Origin of the sequence: Vibrio hepatarius (assembly GCF_011806575.1) — a bacterium.
Taxonomy (GTDB): domain Bacteria; phylum Pseudomonadota; class Gammaproteobacteria; order Enterobacterales; family Vibrionaceae; genus Vibrio; species Vibrio hepatarius_A.
In genome coordinates this window covers 151,907-171,320 of the sequence record NZ_JAATOO010000008.1, presented here as the reverse complement: position 1 = coordinate 171,320, position 19,414 = coordinate 151,907, and the positions used below count along the sequence as shown (strand labels likewise).

Sequence of the window (19,414 nt, the reverse complement as noted above, 5' to 3'; positions counted from 1 at the left end):
CTCAGTCGAGAGGTTTTATCACTATTAACGATAATTTTGACAATTCTATTAACCGCGGTAATAACGCTGAGGTACGAAAGGCATTTTCTCAACAGTCATTGGAAGCTTTTTACCACGTACATCGGCAAACAACTCTGTACCGATAGCCGCTAGGTCAGCTCTTACATAAGCCATTGATACTGGTTTGCCCGCGTTAGGACCCGCCGTACCACTGGTTACTACGCCAACTTTATTATCTTCTGCGTCGAACAGTTCTGCGCCTTCACGGACTGGAGCTTTCGTTTGACCAACCAAACCCACGCGCTTACGAGTGACGTCTTTAGATTCAATTTGGTTAAGGATGATATTTGCGCCCGGGAAACCACCTTCACGCTCGCCACCAATACGACGAACTTTTTGAATACCCCAAAGTAGGCTTGCCTCAACAGGTGTCGTCGTCGTATCTAGGTCGTGGCCATATAGACATAAACCACACTCCAAGCGTAGTGAGTCACGTGCACCAAGACCGATCCACTCTACTTCCGCTTCATCAGTCAGTTTACGAGCTAGCTCTTCAGCATGAGAGCTTGGTACTGAGATTTCGTAACCATCTTCACCGGTGTAGCCACTGCGGCTTACGATGCATTCAACGCCGAGAATGTCTAACGTCTTCACATCCATAAATAACATATCAGCCACTTCAGCATTGAAGCGCTTCAATACCTCAACCGCTTTAGGACCTTGCAGGGCAAGCAGCGCGCGATCTTCGATCACCTCCAGCTCAACACCTTCAGGAAGATGCGCTTTAAGATGGTTGATATCTTGTTCTTTACACGCCGCATTCACGACCACAAACAGATGATCACCCAGATTCGCGACCATTAGGTCATCCATGATGCCGCCTTGCTCGTTAGTAAAGAAAGCGTAGCGTTGGTTGCCTTGCGGCAAATCGATGATATCTACAGGAACTAATGACTCAAGGAATGCTGCTGCACCTTCGCCGTGTAGACGTAGTTGCCCCATATGAGAAACATCAAACAAACCCGCAGCGTCGCGCGTATGTAAGTGCTCTTTCTTCACGCCAAGCTTGTATTGCACTGGCATATCGTAGCCTGCGAAAGGAACCATTTTCGCACCCGCTTCAATGTGCAAAGCATGAAGTGGCGTTTTTTGTAGATCTTGAGTCATTGTTGTCTCCATTTAATCAGGTTCGTTTTCCATTCGAGGAAACCTTGTTTCCAATAATAAACACGAGTGGAGAAGTTTTGCACCATTAACAAGTTGGGAACAGTTCAAAATGTGACATTTAACATTAAATTCACATCGAAAGTGCAGAAGAGAAAGCGCCACCTTAGGCAGTAATTGCTCAAGGTGGCGCTATTGTACTCATCTAAAACTCAAAAGCAAACGTTTGCTTTCACTATAGGAAATTTCAATTTAAGTCTGATTATTTCGCGGTAACCCACAAAATGAGCGCATCTTCTTCGCTGGTCGACACCAACATATGTCCCATATTGGCATCGTAATAAACACTGTCGCCCTCATGCAGCTCTACCGGTTCATAGAACTCTGAAAAGAAGCGGACAGAGCCGGACAAAATCAGCAGAAACTCTTCACCATCATGGCGAACCCAATCACTATACGCTTCAAACTCACGCGCATGGATTCGGCTCTTAAATGGCATCATCTTTTTGTTTGACAGTTGAGTGGCCAGCAGCTCGTGTTCGTAAGTGGGCGTTGGGTGTGGTTTACCTTGTCCTGCCAAGGTGATATCTCGTCGACCTGTTGCTGCTTTTTTCCTTGGTGGTTCAAACAGTTGAGGCATATCGATTTGCAAGCCAACGGCCAGTTTTTGCATCGCTTGAAAGGTTGGCGAAATCTGCTCGTTTTCTATCTTACTCAATGTAGAGCGCGCAAGCCCAGTGCGCTGGCTTGCTTCTTCCAGAGTAATGCCTAGCTTGCTACGAATATCCTTGATGCGTTGGCCTAGCTTTAAAGGCTCTATATTTTGCTCTGTCGACTCTTTCGCTAGAGTCAGTGACGGGTACTCGTCATAGATGTCTTCAGACATGCTTCCCTCTTTTAAGACTGCTACTTCCTGTTCCATTTTCATTGTGCACGAAGCGGATCATAGAAAAAAGTATCGAACAATAAATAAACCGTGCTCCCGGTAACAAAATTAGAAACCATGTTTCCAATAGGAAATTTTTGGTTGATTGTTGTGGTAACAACGGCTATGTTACCAACTTGTTAGTTGAAGAGATGCTGTTTCCGAATTTTTGAGTTGATGCTTTTAACAATTAAATTCGGCTTTACCCCGTCGTTTTGGGGCATGGAATTCACGTTGTTTTCTCCTTAAAGAAAACAATTACAAGTAAGGACTGACAAGAGCTGTACCCCTACAAAAAACACTCTTGTTAGCACGATAGGAAGGTCTTCTACCATGAACAACACTTATCAGAATCACAGCCTAGAGAACTTTTTCTCTACTAACCTTTCTGCGACAGATGACTCAGTATTTGCCGGCATTCAGGCAGAGTTCACGCGTCAAAACGAACAAATTGAGCTTATCGCTTCAGAGAACATTGTGTCTAAAGCGGTAATGCAAGCACAAGGCACATGCCTAACCAATAAATACGCAGAAGGTTACCCAGGCCGTCGTTACTACGGTGGTTGTGAACACGTTGATACAGTAGAGGCAATTGCTATTGAACGTGCGAAGAAACTTTTTCAATGTGAATACGCAAACGTTCAACCTCACTCAGGCGCTCAAGCAAACGGTGCAGTGAAACTGGCACTTCTTCAACCAGGCGACACAATTTTAGGTATGTCTCTAGACGCAGGCGGCCACTTAACACACGGCGCGCGCCCTGCTTTATCTGGTAAATGGTTTAACGCGATTCAGTACGGCGTTGACCGCGATACGCTAGAGATCAACTACGAAGATGTTCGCGCTCTTGCCCTAGAGCACAAACCAAAAATGATCATTGCAGGTGGTAGTGCGATTCCTCGTACCATCGACTTCGCTAAGTTCCGCGAAATCGCTGATGAAGTTGATGCAATTTTGATGGTCGATATGGCGCACATCGCAGGTCTTATCGCGACAGGTGCTCACCCTAGCCCACTACCACACGCACACGTTGTAACCACCACAACACACAAAACACTGCGCGGTCCTCGTGGCGGTATGATCCTGACTAACCACGAAGACATCATTAAGAAAATCAACTCCGCGGTATTCCCTGGCCTCCAAGGCGGCCCGCTAATGCACGTTATTGCGGCAAAAGCAGTCGCATTTGGTGAGGCTCTTGGTCCTGAGTTCAAAACTTATATCGATTCGGTGATCAATAACGCAAAAGTATTAGCCGAAGTATTGCAAACTCGCGGTTGCGACATTGTGACTGGCGGAACTGATACTCACCTGATGCTGGTTGACCTTCGTCCTAAAGGTTTGAAAGGTAACAAAGCAGAAGAGGCTCTAGAGCGTGCAGGGATCACATGTAACAAAAATGGCATCCCGTTCGATTCAGAGAAGCCTATGATTACATCGGGTATCCGTTTGGGTACTCCGGCTGGCACAAGCCGCGGCTTTGGCGCAGAAGAATTCAAGCTCATCGGTAATTGGATTGGCGATGTACTGGATGGGTTGGTAGAAAACCCAGAAGGTAACTCAGAAGTAGAACAACGCGTTCGCAAAGAAGTGAAAACGTTGTGTAATCGCTTCCCTCTTTACCAATAAACAAGTTAATCAAAGTTATTTTTTGGAGATTAAGCAATGGACAACACACTGAAGTTTGCAGATAGCCACGAGTGGGTACGTGACAATGGTGATGGCACAGTAACTATCGGCATTTCTGAGCATGCGCAAGAAATGCTGGGTGACGTAGTATTCGTTGACCTACCAGAAGTGGAAGACGAAATTGAAGCAGGCGATAGCTTCTCTCTTGTTGAGTCTGTAAAAGCAGCTTCAGATATCTACGCACCAATCAGCGGTGAAATCGTAGAAATCAATGAAGAGTTGGAAGATAGCCCAGAGCTAATCAACGAAGAACCATACGAAGGCGGCTGGATTGCTAAAGTTAAGATGTCTGACCCATCTGAACTAGGCAACCTAAAAGACGCAGAAGAATACCTAAACTCAATTGAAGACGAGTAATTAGGAAGATTAGGAAAGCTGCCCCCGTTTCGGAAGGCAGCTTTTTTTCAATGTTCGGAAGTATAACTAACCTTATCAGTAACGACACATCCGTTACCCGAACGATGGAGTAGGTAAAGGACAATGACTGAATTACTTCAAAGCCTCAGCACACAAAATGAGTTCGTTGCTCGCCACAACGGCCCAAACAAATCTGACCAACAAAAAATGTTGGATGCGATCAATGTTGCTAACCTTGACGCACTTATCGAAGAAACGGTTCCAGCGCAAATTCGCCTAGAAAAACCACTAGCACTTGCAGAAGCAAAAAGCGAAGCAGACATGCTGGTTGCAATGCGCCAGTTCGCTGATCAAAACCAAATCAAACGTACATTCATCGGCCAGGGTTACTACAACACTTTCACACCGAACGTGATTCTACGTAACGTGCTAGAGAACCCAGGTTGGTACACAGCATACACTCCTTACCAGCCAGAGATCTCTCAAGGCCGTCTGGAAGCACTTCTTAACTACCAACAAATGGTCATGGACCTAACTGGTATGGAAATCGCGAACGCTTCTCTGCTAGACGAAGCAACAGCCGCCGCTGAAGCGATGACGCTATGTAAGCGTGCTGGTAAGAGCAAGAGTAACGTATTCTTTGTGGCTGACGATGTTCATCCTCAAACACTAGAAGTCGTGAAAACTCGCGCAAAATTCATCGGCTTTGACGTACAAGTTGGCTCACTAGAATCACTTCCAGAACAAGACGTATTTGGTGCGCTCGTGCAATACCCAGGTACGACTGGTGAAGTTCGCGATCTAACCGACATCATCGCTAAAGCGCAGGCAAACAAAACGCTAGTGACAGTGGCGACTGACCTACTCGCTTCTACTCTGCTGAAACCAGCAGGTGAAATGGGTGCGGACGTGGTTATCGGTTCAGCTCAGCGTTTCGGCGTACCAATGGGTTACGGCGGTCCACACGCAGCATTCATGGCAACGCGTGATAAACATAAGCGTACAATGCCAGGTCGTGTTATCGGTGTTTCTATCGATGTAAACGGCAATCAAGCACTTCGCATGGCAATGCAAACACGTGAGCAGCACATCCGCCGTGAAAAGGCGACATCAAACATCTGTACTGCGCAGGCTCTACTGGCGAACATGGCGTCTTTCTACGCAGTCTTCCACGGCGCAGAAGGTCTACGTACAATCGCTCGTCGCACTCACCACATGACTGCGATTCTAGCGGCTGGCCTGACTAAGTCTGGTTACGAGCTAGCACACAACAGCTTCTTCGATACCATCACGATCAACACAGAAGGCAAAACTGAAGAGCTTTACACGAAAGCACAAGCGGCAGACATCAACCTACGTAAGCTAGATGGCAAGCTAGGTATCAGCTTCGACGAAACCACTACAACGGGTGATATTGAAGCGCTATTTACTGTGTTCGGCGTTCAGCAAGAAGTGAACGCGCTGTCTTCTGAAATCGCAAGCAACGAGTTTGCTGCTATTCCTGAAGCGCTACGCCGTACATCTGAGTTCCTAACGCACCCAGTATTCAATACACACCATAGCGAAACGCAAATGATGCGTTACCTGAAACAGCTTGAGAACAAAGACTTCTCACTGACTCACGGTATGATCCCGCTAGGCAGCTGTACAATGAAACTGAACGCTGCGGCAGAGATGATCCCTATCACTTGGCCTGAGTTTGGTTCTATTCACCCATTCGCTCCTCTAGAGCAAGCGGCTGGTTACTCTGCGCTAGCGAAAGATCTAAAAGAGAAGCTATGTGAGATCACAGGCTACGACGAATTCTCTCTACAGCCAAACTCTGGCGCATCTGGTGAGTACGCAGGTCTTATCGCGATTCAACGCTACCACGAAAGCCGTGGTGAAGGTCACCGCAACGTATGTTTGATTCCAAGCTCTGCGCACGGTACCAACCCTGCAACTGCATCAATGGTGTCAATGAAAGTCGTTGTGGTTAAATGTGATGAAGATGGCAACATCGACATGACTGACCTAGCAGCGAAAATCGAGAAGCACAAAGACAACCTATCAAGCATCATGATCACTTACCCTTCTACGCACGGCGTATACGAAGAGCAAGTGAAAGAAGTGTGCGAAATGGTTCATGCTGCGGGCGGTCAGGTTTACCTAGACGGCGCGAACATGAACGCGCAGGTAGCCCTAACGTCTCCTGGCTTCATTGGTTCTGACGTATCTCACCTGAACTTGCACAAAACCTTCTGTATCCCACACGGTGGTGGCGGTCCTGGTATGGGTCCTATCGGTGTTAAATCACACCTAGCACCATTCCTACCGGGTCACATCGAAAACGGTGTAGAAGGCGATGACTTTGCAGTGTCTGCGGCAGATATGGGTAGTGCGTCAATCCTACCTATTTCTTGGGCATACATCGCTATGATGGGCGAAGCGGGTCTACAAGAAGCGACTAAAGTGGCGATCCTTAACGCGAACTACGTGATGGAGCGTCTACTACCTCACTACCCTGTTCTTTACCGTGGCACTAACGGCCGCGTAGCGCACGAATGTATTATCGACATTCGTCCACTAAAAGAAGAAACAGGCATCAGCGAAGAAGACATTGCAAAACGTTTGATGGACTACGGTTTCCACGCGCCAACGATGTCGTTCCCAGTTGCTGGCACGTTAATGGTAGAGCCAACTGAATCAGAAGATTTGGAAGAGCTAGACCGCTTCTGTGACGCGATGATCGCAATCCGCGAAGAGATGACGAAAGTGAAGAACGGTGAATGGCCGCTAGAGAACAACCCTCTAGTAAATGCACCACACACTCAAGTTGATCTTGCTGCAGCAGAATGGGATCGCCCTTACTCTCGTGAGCTAGGTTGTTTCCCATCGAAAGCAACTAAATCTTGGAAATACTGGCCAACAGTAAACCGCGTAGATAACGTTTACGGCGACCGTAATCTAATCTGCTCGTGCCCAAGCATCGATAACTATGAAGATTAATCTTTGTAAGGCATAAATAACATAAAGCGAACCACATGGTTCGCTTTTTTATTTGTTCCGAATGAATCAGGATATAAACCACTTTAGACACTATTTAGGGCAACAACCAGATGCCCTTCTTTCATCCATAGCGCAAATCTCATCCCAGTTAAAATGGTATACTTGCTCCACACTCACTTTAGAACCACACAACTATGTCTCGAAGCCAGCGACTCCTTGATCTTTTGCAGTTATTTCGATGCCATAAGTACCCTGTTTCGGCAGAGCACTTAGCGGATAAGCTTAACGTCAGCATTCGTACTATCTATCGAGATATCGCAACTTTGCAGGCTCAAGGTGCTGATATTCAAGGTGAGGCGGGAGTCGGATATTTATTAAAACCGACATTCACTCTGCCTCCGCTGATGTTTTCCACCTCCGAATTGGAAGCACTCTTGTTAGGCGCAAGTTGGATAGCCAAACAAGGTGGCGACGAATTTGAAGAATCGGCTAGGAATGCGATAGCGAAAATATCAGCGGTGTTACCTCCTGACCACAAAGCAAAGTTCATCGAAGATGTATTTAGAGTCGCTCCAGCTCAAGAAGAAGTGGCAAAAAGTGGGCAGTTATCGGAGATCAGGCATGCTATCAAGCAGCAACAAAAAGCTAAAATCCATTATCTAGATTTGAAAGATAACCGCAGCGAGCGAGTGATATGGCCACTTTTAGTTGGCTTGTTCCAACATCATCAGGTATTGGTCTCTTGGTGTGAGAACAAAAATGCGTTCCGCCATTTCAGGCTTGACCGAATCGAACAATGGCTTTGCGATGAAGGCAGTTACTCTGTTGACCGACGAGTCTTAATAAAACAATGGCAACAGGAACAAGGAATTCGTGATAAGGACATACGCTACTGACAAAAACTGTCAGTGCACTCCGTTAAATTGGCAATGAACCATAACCAATTACTAGGGAGTGTCTATGTTAGCGTTTGAATCGGTGGTATTTTACGTCGAAGATATTGAGGCGAGCAAAAGCTTTTATGCCAAGGTTTTCGATGCTAAAAGTAACGTGCTATCGCCAACTTTTGTATTTATTCCATTACTTTCCAATCTTAGCCTTGGTTTAAAGCAGCTTGACCAAACGGTACCACCAGCGAATAAGAGTGGCGGCGGAACGGAGCTATCCTTAATCGTTGAGAACGAAACCGAACTGAATCAACTTTATCAAGAGTGGAAAAGCAAAGAAGTACGCTTTTCTCAGCAACCAACAGAGTTGGTTTTCGGCAAAACATTTGTAGCTCTAGACCCAGACGAGCACCGAATTCGAGTGTTTGCGCCTAAATCTGAATAAGCAAGGTATGTTCTGGCTTCTAGTACTGGAGCAAGCTGTAGATTGGGTGAGCTTAAACACTCACCCAATATTCACTGAACAACCACCGATAATCACACCGCCACAAGAGACCGCGTCACCCACTCTCGCAGCAGGTAAGCCATCAATTTTCACTGAGCTCGACCCTTCTTTGATTGCACGGGGATGCATCGGATTTTTCGGCTTATCGTGTGGGGCTAATGGGTCACCCTTTCTAGCCACAGGTTTTCCGTCAATTTTCACGGTTGGCGAGCCTGCAATGATTGGCGTTGGTGGAAAACCATCGTGATCCGACCCAATATCTCCAAGTAACGCACCTTTAGGCATATTTTGCTCCTTAATAACAATTATCGGGTTAGAGTTTTACAACATCGTCGATGTTTTGCATTTTGTACTTTTCTTTGTCGTACCATACTTGATTGACTTTATCCCAAGGAATTGGTTTGTTTTTTATTTTACTTGGGTCTGCTGGCGGCATAACTTTCGTAGGTTGGTATTCACCAACATAGGTATAAATGTTGCACCCTTCCAACCATAATTTAGCTCTACCATCTGGAAGTAAACCGAAAATGAAGTCCGTCTGATAGCAGTTTTCGCCCTCAAATCGCCAGCTTGGATGTGGATAAGGCTTAGTTATTGCGGCTTTAATTTGGGGAGTCACATCAACTACCGTAGCGTAATCCGTACCATTATTACGCCAGTAAACATAAAGTTGTTCTGGTAGTGTCTTAAAACCTAAACCAAGCTGATTTGGGGTAAAGTTAATTATGTTGTTCAGGATAAGAGAGTTACCATCGTACTCCGGATAAGAACTGCGCTTATAATTTTCTAGGTTCAATCTTTTTCCGCTTACCAAATTCCCATAAGGCAGCATCACACTCGTCCAATCTTCTGTTTTATTGACTCCATATGCCTCCAAAACACCGGAAGAAAACTCATAGGAGATTGCCGCACCAATGCGCCAAGGTTTATAACGCTCGTCATCAGGGTAATTTTGTTTGGCGCAAGAGGTTGCACTAAATATTATAAAAAGAGGGAATAGTATTTTATAACTCTTTTTCACATTCGTGCTCCTTACGTTTGTATTGATTATCAACCATATTAGGTGCATTTCCTTTTACAAGACCATAGTTTAGGTCCTCATCTGAGGAATGGTGGACTAATCCTAGCTGCATAAAGTCGCTAATTTTATCATTCAGTTTCAGCACATTAATCACTTCACCACGTTTTGCGAACTCAAGTACTTGTGCACAAAGGTCCCCAAATGGAAACTTTTCCTTCGATACGTGATTCATTAACTCTTTTGGAACTGGATAATAAAGATGAGCATCTGAATCACTTTCAACACATGTCCAAACCGAATTATTTTTTTCAACGTCATATATCGGTACGCCAGCAAACTCCGCTAAACCATACATTACACGTAGATAGAGACGCGACAGGTCCCCTTCCGTATACGTTCGGTAAATAAGCTCCATACTCGCAGACTCTTTGTCTCTGCCTGATCGAGTTATCTTAGGCTCGGTAACAAGATAATTGTTTTCATTCCAGCCGTGAGACAATTCTTGTTGTTTCACCGCTTCCAGCTTTTGCTTTAAAACATCGATACGTCGTTGCTTACCGAAAGTTGGTAGGTCTCTATCCCATACTTTCCTAATTCTCTGGTTTTCCAATAGTGGTAACCAATAATCTTTTTGTGGATACGCAACTCTAGAGTGGTACCCACCACCTAAATCTGAATGTGCGCCCGGCAATATCAGTTCATCAAAATGTGGAGCTCGATTTAGCTTATTTAAGCTGAAATTAATCCGATATTCAGTATTTTCGTGCGCGACTAAATGAACAGCTTTACGAACCCTTTCAGGATCTAACCACAATCTGACTGGATCATTGTCATCGTTATGTAACGACATATCGAGTGTCAATGGATTCATTATTGCGGCAACGGTATCAAACACACCAACAAACGCCACTTCACAATTACTGTTGTTGTTCCAGTCAAAATTTTTACTAAGAGCGACTCTATTAAGCCTACAAGTTTCCATAAATTTCGTGGAAAACAATCCTTCTTGCCCATCTAGTGCAACGTTAACAAAATGTCGCGCTGCTGCTGCTCCACGACTAAAACCGAAGATATCGAACTCTAACTTTGAAAATCCATCAATTGGGAAATGGTTATTTTCTATAAATAGAATTATGTCTTCTAGTTGGTTACATACTTGCTCAATACCAGTTTCAACTTTCGCTATCACACCGTACTTGCCAAGCCCTAATGACTGACCGGGTATTTCATCTTCATCCGCAGGTGCAATATCGGTACTATTCCCAGTACCAATACCAGTAATATACTGGGCGTGATTGAATACGGTTTTATCTTCATTAAAAGTATCTGTTTGGTATAAGTCGAACAATTTTTGAATATTGGTCAGCTCGTTTGCAGCACTTCCGGTCACATCTCCAAAATCAAAACATGAGTCGATAAGTTCTGTGGCAGGTACTTCGTTAACCGCTTTTCCCTTAGACTCTAAAATGCTTTTTGATGCTTGGTACGACGCTTTCCAAGAATTGTATCGTGCTTCAAGTTGTTGTTTACCCCATTTGGCACTGTAGGTGTTATTGGCGGTACCATCAAAAAACATCCCTAAACGAAGCGTGATATACCGACACCCTTGAACCGTGACAACATGGCTGTTATCCGTCACCAGTTTGGCCGCACCTAATTGTTGTGCTTGATGGCGTTTAGGTAAGTCCTTCCCTTCTTCTGCGGTGATAAAATCACCTAGAGTTAGATCGTGGCGAGTCCTTTTCTTAGATTCATGTCCTAGCGGATTATCTGTTAGCCATAGATCCACCGGGCAGTCACTGCCTTCAAACGGTGTTCTCTTTTCTGTTTCTTCAAGCCAAGATATCGCATCCAGTTTCAACTCAACTCTTCCTGACGCTAAATCGGTCAGAAGGATTGGGGCTTCGCCAACGGTAACTGGATATTCGGCTCCACTTCCGTCAATCAAAGTACCTGAGATGTCAGGGAACGCTTGATTGTGCTCATCACTCACAACAATCTCTACCCAATGGGTATATTTTTCACAGACAATACAATGCGAATCGACACCGAGCGCCCTCATACACACTCCTTCATATAGTTCTTAAGCCTCTGTTCCTCGTCAGAAGACAGTAACAACGCCCGTGCCGCATCTTCTGCTTTTCCCTGTCCTTGATGAACGATCAGAGCCAAGGCTCTAAACTGAGCCTCATCGCCTCCAAATCCTAGCTCTTTGCTGTCGATAAGAACCGCTGTAATTGCGTCCAAGGGAGAGTCGACAACATTCATGACATCTGGCAGTTTTTCCCAAAATCTGCGCTCTAAGTTTTTAGCCAAAACATCGACGTTTTCAGGCTCAGTGAGGTGCGATTCCTTGATCACCCACCATGCAGAAGTTGAGATTTTAAAATCGGGGCTTGGAATCGATGAATAGCTCAAAGCCGTATCGTTATTAAACTGCGTCCAGCTAGAAGTGTTTCCCATAAAAGCATTGCGTTCCGCAGTACTCATAAGTTCAAACATTGGGAAAATGACTTTGGGATCATAAAAACGGAATAAAACTTCTTCTCCAAATAAGCCGGCGGTTAACAGGCTACGCAAGTGGGCGAGAACATCCTCTAGCCCTGCATTTGAAGTAATAAAAATCCCGCAAGTTAGAATCGAATCATCGATATCAAGGAGCGACTCAGGAGCCACAACCCAAGGAGAAAGAGACATCACTTGCGCATACATGTCACCTGTAAACAAAGGGGTTGCGTTATTTAGAGAGGGAGTACTGTTAACTGCATCTTGGTACGACTTAGCCGTCGCTATCCAATACACTGGTTCAGATTGCCCTGTGATCCATGCTTTCATGCTCATGCCTCTCATTACTGCAATGGACAGGTTTTGACTGCTGGCACATTCAATTGCTCAGCTTTCAACAACGCTTGGTAGTTAATCGTTTTGGCTTCTGCTGGCGGCGCGATTGCCTCAACACCATTTGGCAACAAGGCGGTTTGACCTGCATATCCACTGCCATTGCCTGGGCTACCACCTGAATTCAAATTGACTGCGGCCCCGACAATGCTGACACCCGATGCATCCACTTTGACAAAGCTTCCACCTGCTTTAACTGTCAGTTCAGAGCCCGCTTCTATCACTACTTTTTGGCCCGCTTTAACGTGCACTTCACGTCCTGCTTCACTGACCCAAGTGTTGCCCATTTTTGCATGAACACTGCCATCGACTATCAGAGTCTGATCTTTTGTCACTTTGCTGCGACTCTCACCACCCACAGTAAGGTGCTGATCATTATTAATGTGTTCGAAACAATCATTATCTACCTTCAGGTGTTTGTCGTGTTTAACCTGAGTGGTGTGATCGTTAAGCACATCCGAGACATAATCTTTCTGTGCATGTAGGTAGATTTTTTCTGCTTCCGCTTGATCTTCGAAACTCAGTTCGTTAAACCCTTGTCCCTGATGAGTCTCGCTACGCCATACGCTCTTAGTTTTGCTCTCAGGCAATGGGTAGGGCGATGTATTGGTAGCGTGGTAAGTGCGGCCAGTGATAATCGGCTGATCCGGGTCACCATTGAGGAACTCAACAATCACTTCATGCCCAACACGAGGGATTGCGAGCATACCATATTCACTCCCCGCCCAACCTTGAGAAACACGTACCCAACAAGAACTCAACTCATTTGCAGAAGAATACCTATCCCAATAGAAATGAACTTTTACCCGTCCATGTTCATCACAATAGATTTCTTCACCTTCTGGACCAACAACAATAGCGATCATAGGTCCATCAACTAGAGGTTTTGGTTGCGGTGTTGCTTGCCAAGTCTGAGTGTCAGGAATCACTTTAAATTGGTTGCTGTACGTTGTTTCCCCTTCACCACCATCCTCTTCCAGCGCCTGTGGTTGTTCACCTCGGCAGATGACTGTCACCACTAACCAGTCACGGTTCATCTCGGGTAAAAGGTGGTCTTGCAACGAAAATCTGTAACCAGGACGAAGCAACGTATAGTTACTCTGCCCGATTGCGATACAGGCATTTCGGCGTAGATATCCGAGTCGTACTCGACTTATCGCTTTACCATTCTCATCGTCCTTGTATCGCCCAGGCGCATCAAAATGTTGGTAACCTTCTCGCTGATACGCCATATCGGCTCCCTGCTGGGTTTGCGAGAAGCTGAAGTCAGGCTTTTTAAAACTGTAGTCTTTTAGCGATACTTCAGAGGTTTCTGAGCGAGTATGAGTTTCTAAGTTAGCGATGAATGGGGTATCCATCGCCCCACCTGACGTATTGTTATACAGGACTGGGGCTTCTAATTTAGGTAACACTGCTGAACTGTCGCTGAAGATCAGAGTATGTTGCCCTTCAAGGTGTTCAAAGCTGTAAACTAACCCTTCCTCTGCCGCCAAACGCTGCAAAAACGCCAAATCGGTTTCTCGATACTGAACGCAAAACTCGCGACTAGGTAAGTCACGAGTAAGCGAAAACGCATAGTGTTGCACTCCCATCTCCAATAACAGGATGGAAATGATCTCACTAACGCTTTGATGCTGAAAAATGCGGCTGTTGTGACGAAGAGAGAGGCGCTCTAATGCAGGAACTAATGTTAGTGCGTAAAACGTATGATTATGGCCAATATCACCTTGAGTGAACTGCCGGATTATTCCGTTTACGCGCTGCGATAGCTCACCATTTCGGTAGATCTTCAATTCGGCGGACATATCAACCATTTGCTCTGGCGACAAATCCGTACGACGACTTGCTAGGTTGATGTCATAACGAAAACCAACGATAGTCTGAGTAAAGAAGCTGTCATCGGACAGTGTTTCCCGTCCTTCAAAGCTTCTCACCACTAAACTATCGTCGTCTAACCCTTCAACTTTCAGTGTATAGTGCAATGTCGTCATCTAATTTCCCTTACGGCTAACGTCAAACGCCTTAACCAAAGCAGGCTAGCATTACCCTGCTTTGGTTAAGGCAAAGCCACTCGAACCTTGCAACAAAGATCGAGTGGCTGATATACGATATGAGCTTACGCTTCAATCGGCTTACGCCAATCGTCCGCACCTGATGTGCCAGCGTTGACGTGATCCCAAGTGATCTTACGGTAAGACATCGCTACCGTGAGGTTCTGCGTGAAGTCGGATTTCGATGGATCTTGGCAGTGTGGCATTTCACATTGAATATCGATGATCGATGCGTTTTCTAGTGTGGTGGTAAAGAAGTTCTCTTGTTTACCTTCAATCGATGTGCGATACCACTTCAGTTTTACTTCGCTCATCTTCTCGCCTGACGCCAATGCGTTGTAAAGCAGCGGTACAGCTTTGTTTAGGCACACGGTAAACTTGAACGCTTTGTGGACACGTTGGCCAGAAGGTTGTCCTGATTGTGGGTCAGTTGGAACCGTTACGCTGTGGTCAAACTGTTGCACCAGCATTTCGTCTTCGTGACCTTCAACGTATGAATCACCGATTGAATCTGCAGTACACGCACCTGCCGTGATAAGGCCCTGAGTTTCACCGTTGATAGAGATATAACATGGAGTTGGCATAGCTATTCCTTTTGAATTAAGTTCAGTAAATGCGAACTAGCTAAATCAAAAGTCATGCCAATAAAAATAATCTTTAAAATCAATTAATTAATTATTTCTCTTTTTCACCATGAGCAACCAATTGCTCAAATCGAGCAATAAGTCGCCCAAGCGAGCAATAAACCGCCCGAAGCAAGATCTCATTTTTCTCAAAGACAGTCAGGAAAAGTAGCGGGCTGATAGTACCCGCCACATCAATTGGCTGAAGGTTGTCGAATGCTATTCTTTATCCACTAACCCCGAATATCGGATCCCCGATAGGTGTGCCATTTCTCTGTTCCAAGTTGCCAGGTCATTAAGATTAAACTGATTTAATGCGTCATGTCCGCAGGCTCTCGCAATCACTTGCATCAACTCGGTGGACGCTTCAAAAAAGTTTTTCAACTGGTTGGCGGATTTCTCCACGTTTAACCGTTGCCGCAAGTCTTCTTTCTGAGTCGCGATACCTGCAGGACAATTATTGGTGTTACACATTCTTGCTGCCACACAGCCAATCGACTGCATCGCACTATTCGCAATCGCGACCCCGTCAGCACCAAGCGCCATTGCTTTGATAAAGTCTGTTGGGACGCGCAGTCCACCCGTGATGATAAGCGTAACCCTTCCACTAGCACCGATCTTATCTAGGTAAGCTCTGGCTCTGGCAAGCGCTGGAATAGTCGGCACACTAATATGGTTTCTAAACATTTCAGGCGCCGCGCCCGTACCGCCGCCACGACCATCGAGAATGATGTAATCTGCGCTAGCGTCAACCGCGAACTGAATGTCTTGTTCGATATGATTAGCACTTAATTTGAATCCGATGGGAATACCACCAGTAACTTCACGTACACGATCGGCAAACTTCTTGAAATCTTCAACGGTATGGAGGTCTTGGAATGTCGGAGGGGAGATAGCGGGCGTGCCAGCTTCAATACCACGAACTTGAGCTATCTTACCTATATTTTTAGCTCCCGGAAGATGTCCGCCTGTTCCGGTTTTCGCCCCCTGACCGCCTTTAAAATGAAATGCTTGAACTTGTTTGAGCTTCGCTTCGTCATAACCAAATTTTGCGCTCGCTAACTCATAAAAATACCGAGAGTTCGCCGCCTGCTCTTCAGGTAACATTCCGCCTTCGCCAGAACAGATTCCCGTCCCTGCCAGCTCAGCGCCTTTCGCTAACGCCACTTTTGCTTCTTCTGACAACGAACCAAAACTCATGTCCGAAACAAACAAAGGGATGCTGAGTTTTAACGGTTTTTTGGCTTTTGGACCAATGATCAGTTCCGTCTTAACCGGGACATCTTCTTGCAAGGGTTGCGTTGCCATTTGCGCAACCATTATTTGAATATCATCCCAATGCGGAAGTAAATGCCTAGGTACCCCCATTGCCGTCATCGGTCCGTGATGGCCTACCTTTGACAACCCTTCTCGCGCAAGTTGGTGAATAAACTCTACGGTCGGCTCTTCTTTCGTTGCAGCCGCTTTTGGTGAGCTATCGAGGGATTGAAGCTGTACGCCGGGACCTTCGTGGCCAACTTGATCCTCAGAGAACTGTTTGTGAGTACCATCGCAATATGGTGGATTTTTCGTATGTTTACAGCGACACAAATACGCCTCTCCACTTTCACTGGCAACAAAACGCTTTGGTTTAAAGTCAGTCCCTGCATGTGAACCGTCGCAGTATGGTTGATTACCAGAGCGGCCGCACATACAAAAATAGTATTCCTGCCCTTGTGTTTGCTCCACCTTAATCGGTTTATTCGCTGCTATCACGGGTTTGCTCATCGTCCACGCTTCCTTGTTATTGTTACTTTTAATACTGAAAGGGTTACTAATCAGTAAAGGCGAAAGCATGAGTCATCGCAAACCCACCACTAAGACTGTCTCATTTCAGATAGCGATTGCTGCAAATTGAGCGACGGCTATCACATCTGTATTGCCGTTTTATGTATTCTGCTTATCACACTAATAATTTTTATAAATATCTTCGAATGAATTGTAGGTTGCCAATATGATTTCTGTCGCGCTGGTCGACGACCACATCGTCGTGCGGTCGGGCTTTGTTCAACTGCTCTCTGTTGAGCCTGATATTCACATCCATAGCGAATTCAGTAATGCCAAAGAGGCTTACCGCGTGTTGTCAGTATCCAATATTGACGTTGCAGTGATCGACATCTCGATGCCTGACGAAAGCGGCTTAGTGCTGTTAGAAAAACTGCGGCAGTGCCAGCCCGACTTTAAAGCAATCATCTTGAGCATTTATGATTCGGCTTCATTCGTCAGTAAAGCCATTGAGGCTGGCGCATGCGGTTACTTGTCCAAGCGATGCGGACCAGGCGAGTTGGTCACCGCGATTCGAACCGTCGCAGAGGGCAACCGCTACTTATGTGCCGACGCCTTGGTGAATTTGAGTAACGCCTCGGTAGAAACACATGTGCTGCAAGAGCTCACTAAGCGAGAGCGTGAAGTGTTCGACTACTTAATTCGAGGCAAAGATGCAAAAGAAATCGGCGCCAAACTCTGTATTAGTCACAAAACGATTCACGTTCATCGCTCGAACATTCTCAGCAAACTCAATGTTGCGAACAACGTCGACCTGATTCGCTTCGCGCTGCACCATAAACTACTCAACGACGAGTCTGTATGAGAGAGATAGCGGAACACTCAATGCCACGTCAGATCCTGTCCCAAGGGTTTACTTACGCATTTTCATTGGTTCTGTTTGTTATCAGTTGGTTTGCGCTTTGGAACATAAGTCGCTATTTCTCATCAGATTTAATCCTAGCTACGCTGTTTTTGCCTTCCGGATTAAAACTGGCGGCTTACGCGCTGAGTTCACAACGTCTTTGGCTGACGTTTACGCTTGGCGAAATGGGGCTGATCATTCTATTGACGCCACTGCTCGGCGAGTCAAATCTCTCTTACTTATTGTTGCTGTTTTCCATTTTCGGTCATGGTTTAGCCATTGTATTCCAACCGATTTGGAGCCAATTAAACGTCTATTGGAAGAGGCTATTGGGCCTGTGTGCGCTCGTACTTTGCTATTCTCTTGCGTGTGGGTTGGCGCTTCTACTACTGGCAAAACCACTCGGACTCGAGTTTAACTATGTTCTTGAAAGCACGGTGTCCATATTCACTGGCGGTATCCTACTCGTTCCGTTTTTTTATCTACTCTATGACTATCTTAATCGCCAGATTTGGCAGCCATTGAGTCCTGAATTGATCCACCAAGAAGTTACCCTGCGAAGCTCTGCCTTAATATGGTGTTTGGTATTTTTTAGCATAGGCCTGATCGCGGAGCTCACCTTACTCGACGAGATCAAACCATTAGCACTTTTGCTGTTCTTACTTCCCAATGTTTTTATGGCGTACCGATACGGCTGGCAAGGTGGCGTAATGGCAAGCGTGATGAACAGTATTCTTCTCGCTACCGCGCGGCAAGTGACCGGCTCATTCGATACCGCTCTAGAGCTACAGAGCTTTGTGGCGACCCAAGCGATCATCGGGTTAGGTCTAGGTATCGCTATCAGCCGCCAGTACTTACTTTCTCAGCAGTTGCAGCAAGCAAACCAAGATCTAGAAAAACAGCTGAAGTTCAAGAAAAAGCTCGCTCGACAATTGGTGCATATTGAAGAGGAGATACGTAAATCCGTCGCGCGCGAGTTGCACGATGAGATCGGCCAGAACATTACCGCCATCCAGATTCAATCCATGCTGGCAAAAAGATTGGCAGCCACCAGCGACGCTGAAAAGATCGCTGATACCACCAACGAATTGGCCATGCGCATCCACTCTTCGACACGCCAACTGCTCAAGCAACTGCGCCCACAAGCTCTGGATGAAATGGGCTTAGAAGCCGCTATCAGACAATTGGTTTCTGAAATGCGTTTTAGCGAACGTCATATCCATTTTCAACTCAACTTTGGCATCTCGGCGGATAAGTTGGATGAAGTAACCACCGTCACCCTATACCGAATCGTGCAAGAACTGCTCAACAACGTCTGTAAACACGCTAACGCGACCGAAGTTCAGTTGACTCTCATTCCCGGCAATCAGTTCAGTTTGGAGCTGCGTGACAATGGTGTTGGCATGCCGACAGACTGGCGTCATAAAGGGCAAGGCATTAAAGGGGTCGAAGAGCGGGTTAGCGCGCTTGGCGGACAACTCCACATCCAAAGTGACGAGTTTGGTTGTCGCACAACTGTTAACTTGCCCACAAAACCCAACACATCTGATTAAAACTAGGAATTTTTCCTAGTCATTTATAAATCCGTCTTATTCATTTCAACCCCATAACCAATACCATTTAATTCAGAGCTTAAGG

General features: G+C 45.8%; 16 protein-coding genes. 7 read left to right on the top strand and 9 right to left on the bottom strand.

Annotated elements, in window-relative coordinates:
• Positions 1–48: 48 nt before the first annotated feature.
• Together gcvT and HCZ42_RS08630 are read right to left on the bottom strand one after the other, a co-directional pair.
• Entirely contained in the window at positions 49–1,167 is a 1,119-nt protein-coding gene (gene gcvT / locus HCZ42_RS08635; protein WP_167420308.1) for a glycine cleavage system aminomethyltransferase GcvT, read from the bottom strand.
• A gap of 259 nt (positions 1,168–1,426) precedes the next feature.
• Positions 1,427–2,050 (bottom strand): helix-turn-helix domain-containing protein, encoded by a 624-nt coding sequence (locus HCZ42_RS08630; RefSeq protein WP_167420307.1) that lies wholly within the window; start codon positions 2,048–2,050, stop codon positions 1,427–1,429.
• A gap of 372 nt (positions 2,051–2,422) precedes the next feature.
• On the opposite strand from HCZ42_RS08630, the gene HCZ42_RS08625 reads away from it, so the two are divergent.
• The 5 genes from HCZ42_RS08625 (at position 2,423) to HCZ42_RS08605 (ending at position 8,455) form a co-directional block, all read left to right on the top strand.
• On the top strand, positions 2,423–3,718 hold the full coding sequence (locus HCZ42_RS08625; RefSeq protein WP_167420306.1) for a serine hydroxymethyltransferase: 1,296 nt from the start codon (positions 2,423–2,425) through the stop codon (positions 3,716–3,718).
• A gap of 36 nt (positions 3,719–3,754) precedes the next feature.
• Positions 3,755–4,135: a glycine cleavage system protein GcvH gene (gene gcvH, locus HCZ42_RS08620; RefSeq protein ID WP_167420305.1), complete on the top strand. Its 381-nt coding sequence runs from the start codon at positions 3,755–3,757 to the stop codon at positions 4,133–4,135.
• 123 nt (positions 4,136–4,258) lie between these two features.
• Complete coding sequence (gene gcvP / locus HCZ42_RS08615; RefSeq protein ID WP_167420304.1) at positions 4,259–7,123, top strand: aminomethyl-transferring glycine dehydrogenase; 2,865 nt, start codon at positions 4,259–4,261, stop codon at positions 7,121–7,123.
• Between the two features lie 194 nt (positions 7,124–7,317).
• Entirely contained in the window at positions 7,318–8,019 is a 702-nt protein-coding gene (locus HCZ42_RS08610) for a helix-turn-helix transcriptional regulator (protein WP_167420303.1), read from the top strand.
• 64 nt (positions 8,020–8,083) lie between these two features.
• Positions 8,084–8,455 (top strand): VOC family protein, encoded by a 372-nt coding sequence (locus HCZ42_RS08605; protein ID WP_167420302.1) that lies wholly within the window; start codon positions 8,084–8,086, stop codon positions 8,453–8,455.
• Positions 8,456–8,515: 60 nt separating this feature from the next.
• On the opposite strand, the gene HCZ42_RS08600 is transcribed toward HCZ42_RS08605, so the two are convergent.
• From HCZ42_RS08600 to HCZ42_RS08570, 7 genes are all read right to left on the bottom strand, one after another.
• A complete protein-coding gene (locus HCZ42_RS08600; protein WP_167420301.1) occupies positions 8,516–8,800 on the bottom strand; it encodes a type VI secretion system PAAR protein in 285 nt (94 codons plus the stop codon).
• 28 nt (positions 8,801–8,828) lie between these two features.
• Positions 8,829–9,536, bottom strand: coding sequence for a DUF2931 family protein (locus tag HCZ42_RS08595; protein WP_167420300.1), 708 nt, complete (start codon positions 9,534–9,536; stop codon positions 8,829–8,831).
• Positions 9,520–11,598 carry a phospholipase effector Tle1 domain-containing protein gene (locus HCZ42_RS08590; protein WP_167420299.1) on the bottom strand — a complete coding sequence of 693 codons (2,079 nt, stop codon included), beginning with the start codon at positions 11,596–11,598 and terminating at the stop codon, positions 9,520–9,522. Before HCZ42_RS08590 ends, HCZ42_RS08595 begins: the two co-directional genes overlap by 17 nt.
• On the bottom strand, positions 11,595–12,371 hold the full coding sequence (locus HCZ42_RS08585; protein ID WP_167420298.1) for a DUF4123 domain-containing protein: 777 nt from the start codon (positions 12,369–12,371) through the stop codon (positions 11,595–11,597). Before HCZ42_RS08585 ends, HCZ42_RS08590 begins: the two co-directional genes overlap by 4 nt.
• A 14-nt stretch (positions 12,372–12,385) precedes the next feature.
• Positions 12,386–14,425, bottom strand: coding sequence for a type VI secretion system Vgr family protein (locus HCZ42_RS08580; protein ID WP_167420297.1), 2,040 nt, complete (start codon positions 14,423–14,425; stop codon positions 12,386–12,388).
• Positions 14,426–14,550: 125 nt separating this feature from the next.
• Positions 14,551–15,069, bottom strand: coding sequence for an Hcp family type VI secretion system effector (locus HCZ42_RS08575; RefSeq protein WP_053409141.1), 519 nt, complete (start codon positions 15,067–15,069; stop codon positions 14,551–14,553).
• 258 nt (positions 15,070–15,327) lie between these two features.
• Positions 15,328–16,944 (bottom strand): glutamate synthase-related protein, encoded by a 1,617-nt coding sequence (locus tag HCZ42_RS08570; protein WP_303047955.1) that lies wholly within the window; start codon positions 16,942–16,944, stop codon positions 15,328–15,330.
• A 157-nt stretch (positions 16,945–17,101) separates the two neighbouring features.
• On the opposite strand from HCZ42_RS08570, the gene HCZ42_RS08565 reads away from it, so the two are divergent.
• On the top strand, positions 17,102–17,737 hold the full coding sequence (locus HCZ42_RS08565) for a response regulator transcription factor (protein WP_167420295.1): 636 nt from the start codon (positions 17,102–17,104) through the stop codon (positions 17,735–17,737).
• Between the two features lie 35 nt (positions 17,738–17,772).
• On the top strand, positions 17,773–19,329 hold the full coding sequence (locus HCZ42_RS08560) for an MASE1 domain-containing protein (RefSeq protein WP_175579445.1): 1,557 nt from the start codon (positions 17,773–17,775) through the stop codon (positions 19,327–19,329).
• Positions 19,330–19,414: the final 85 nt, after the last annotated feature.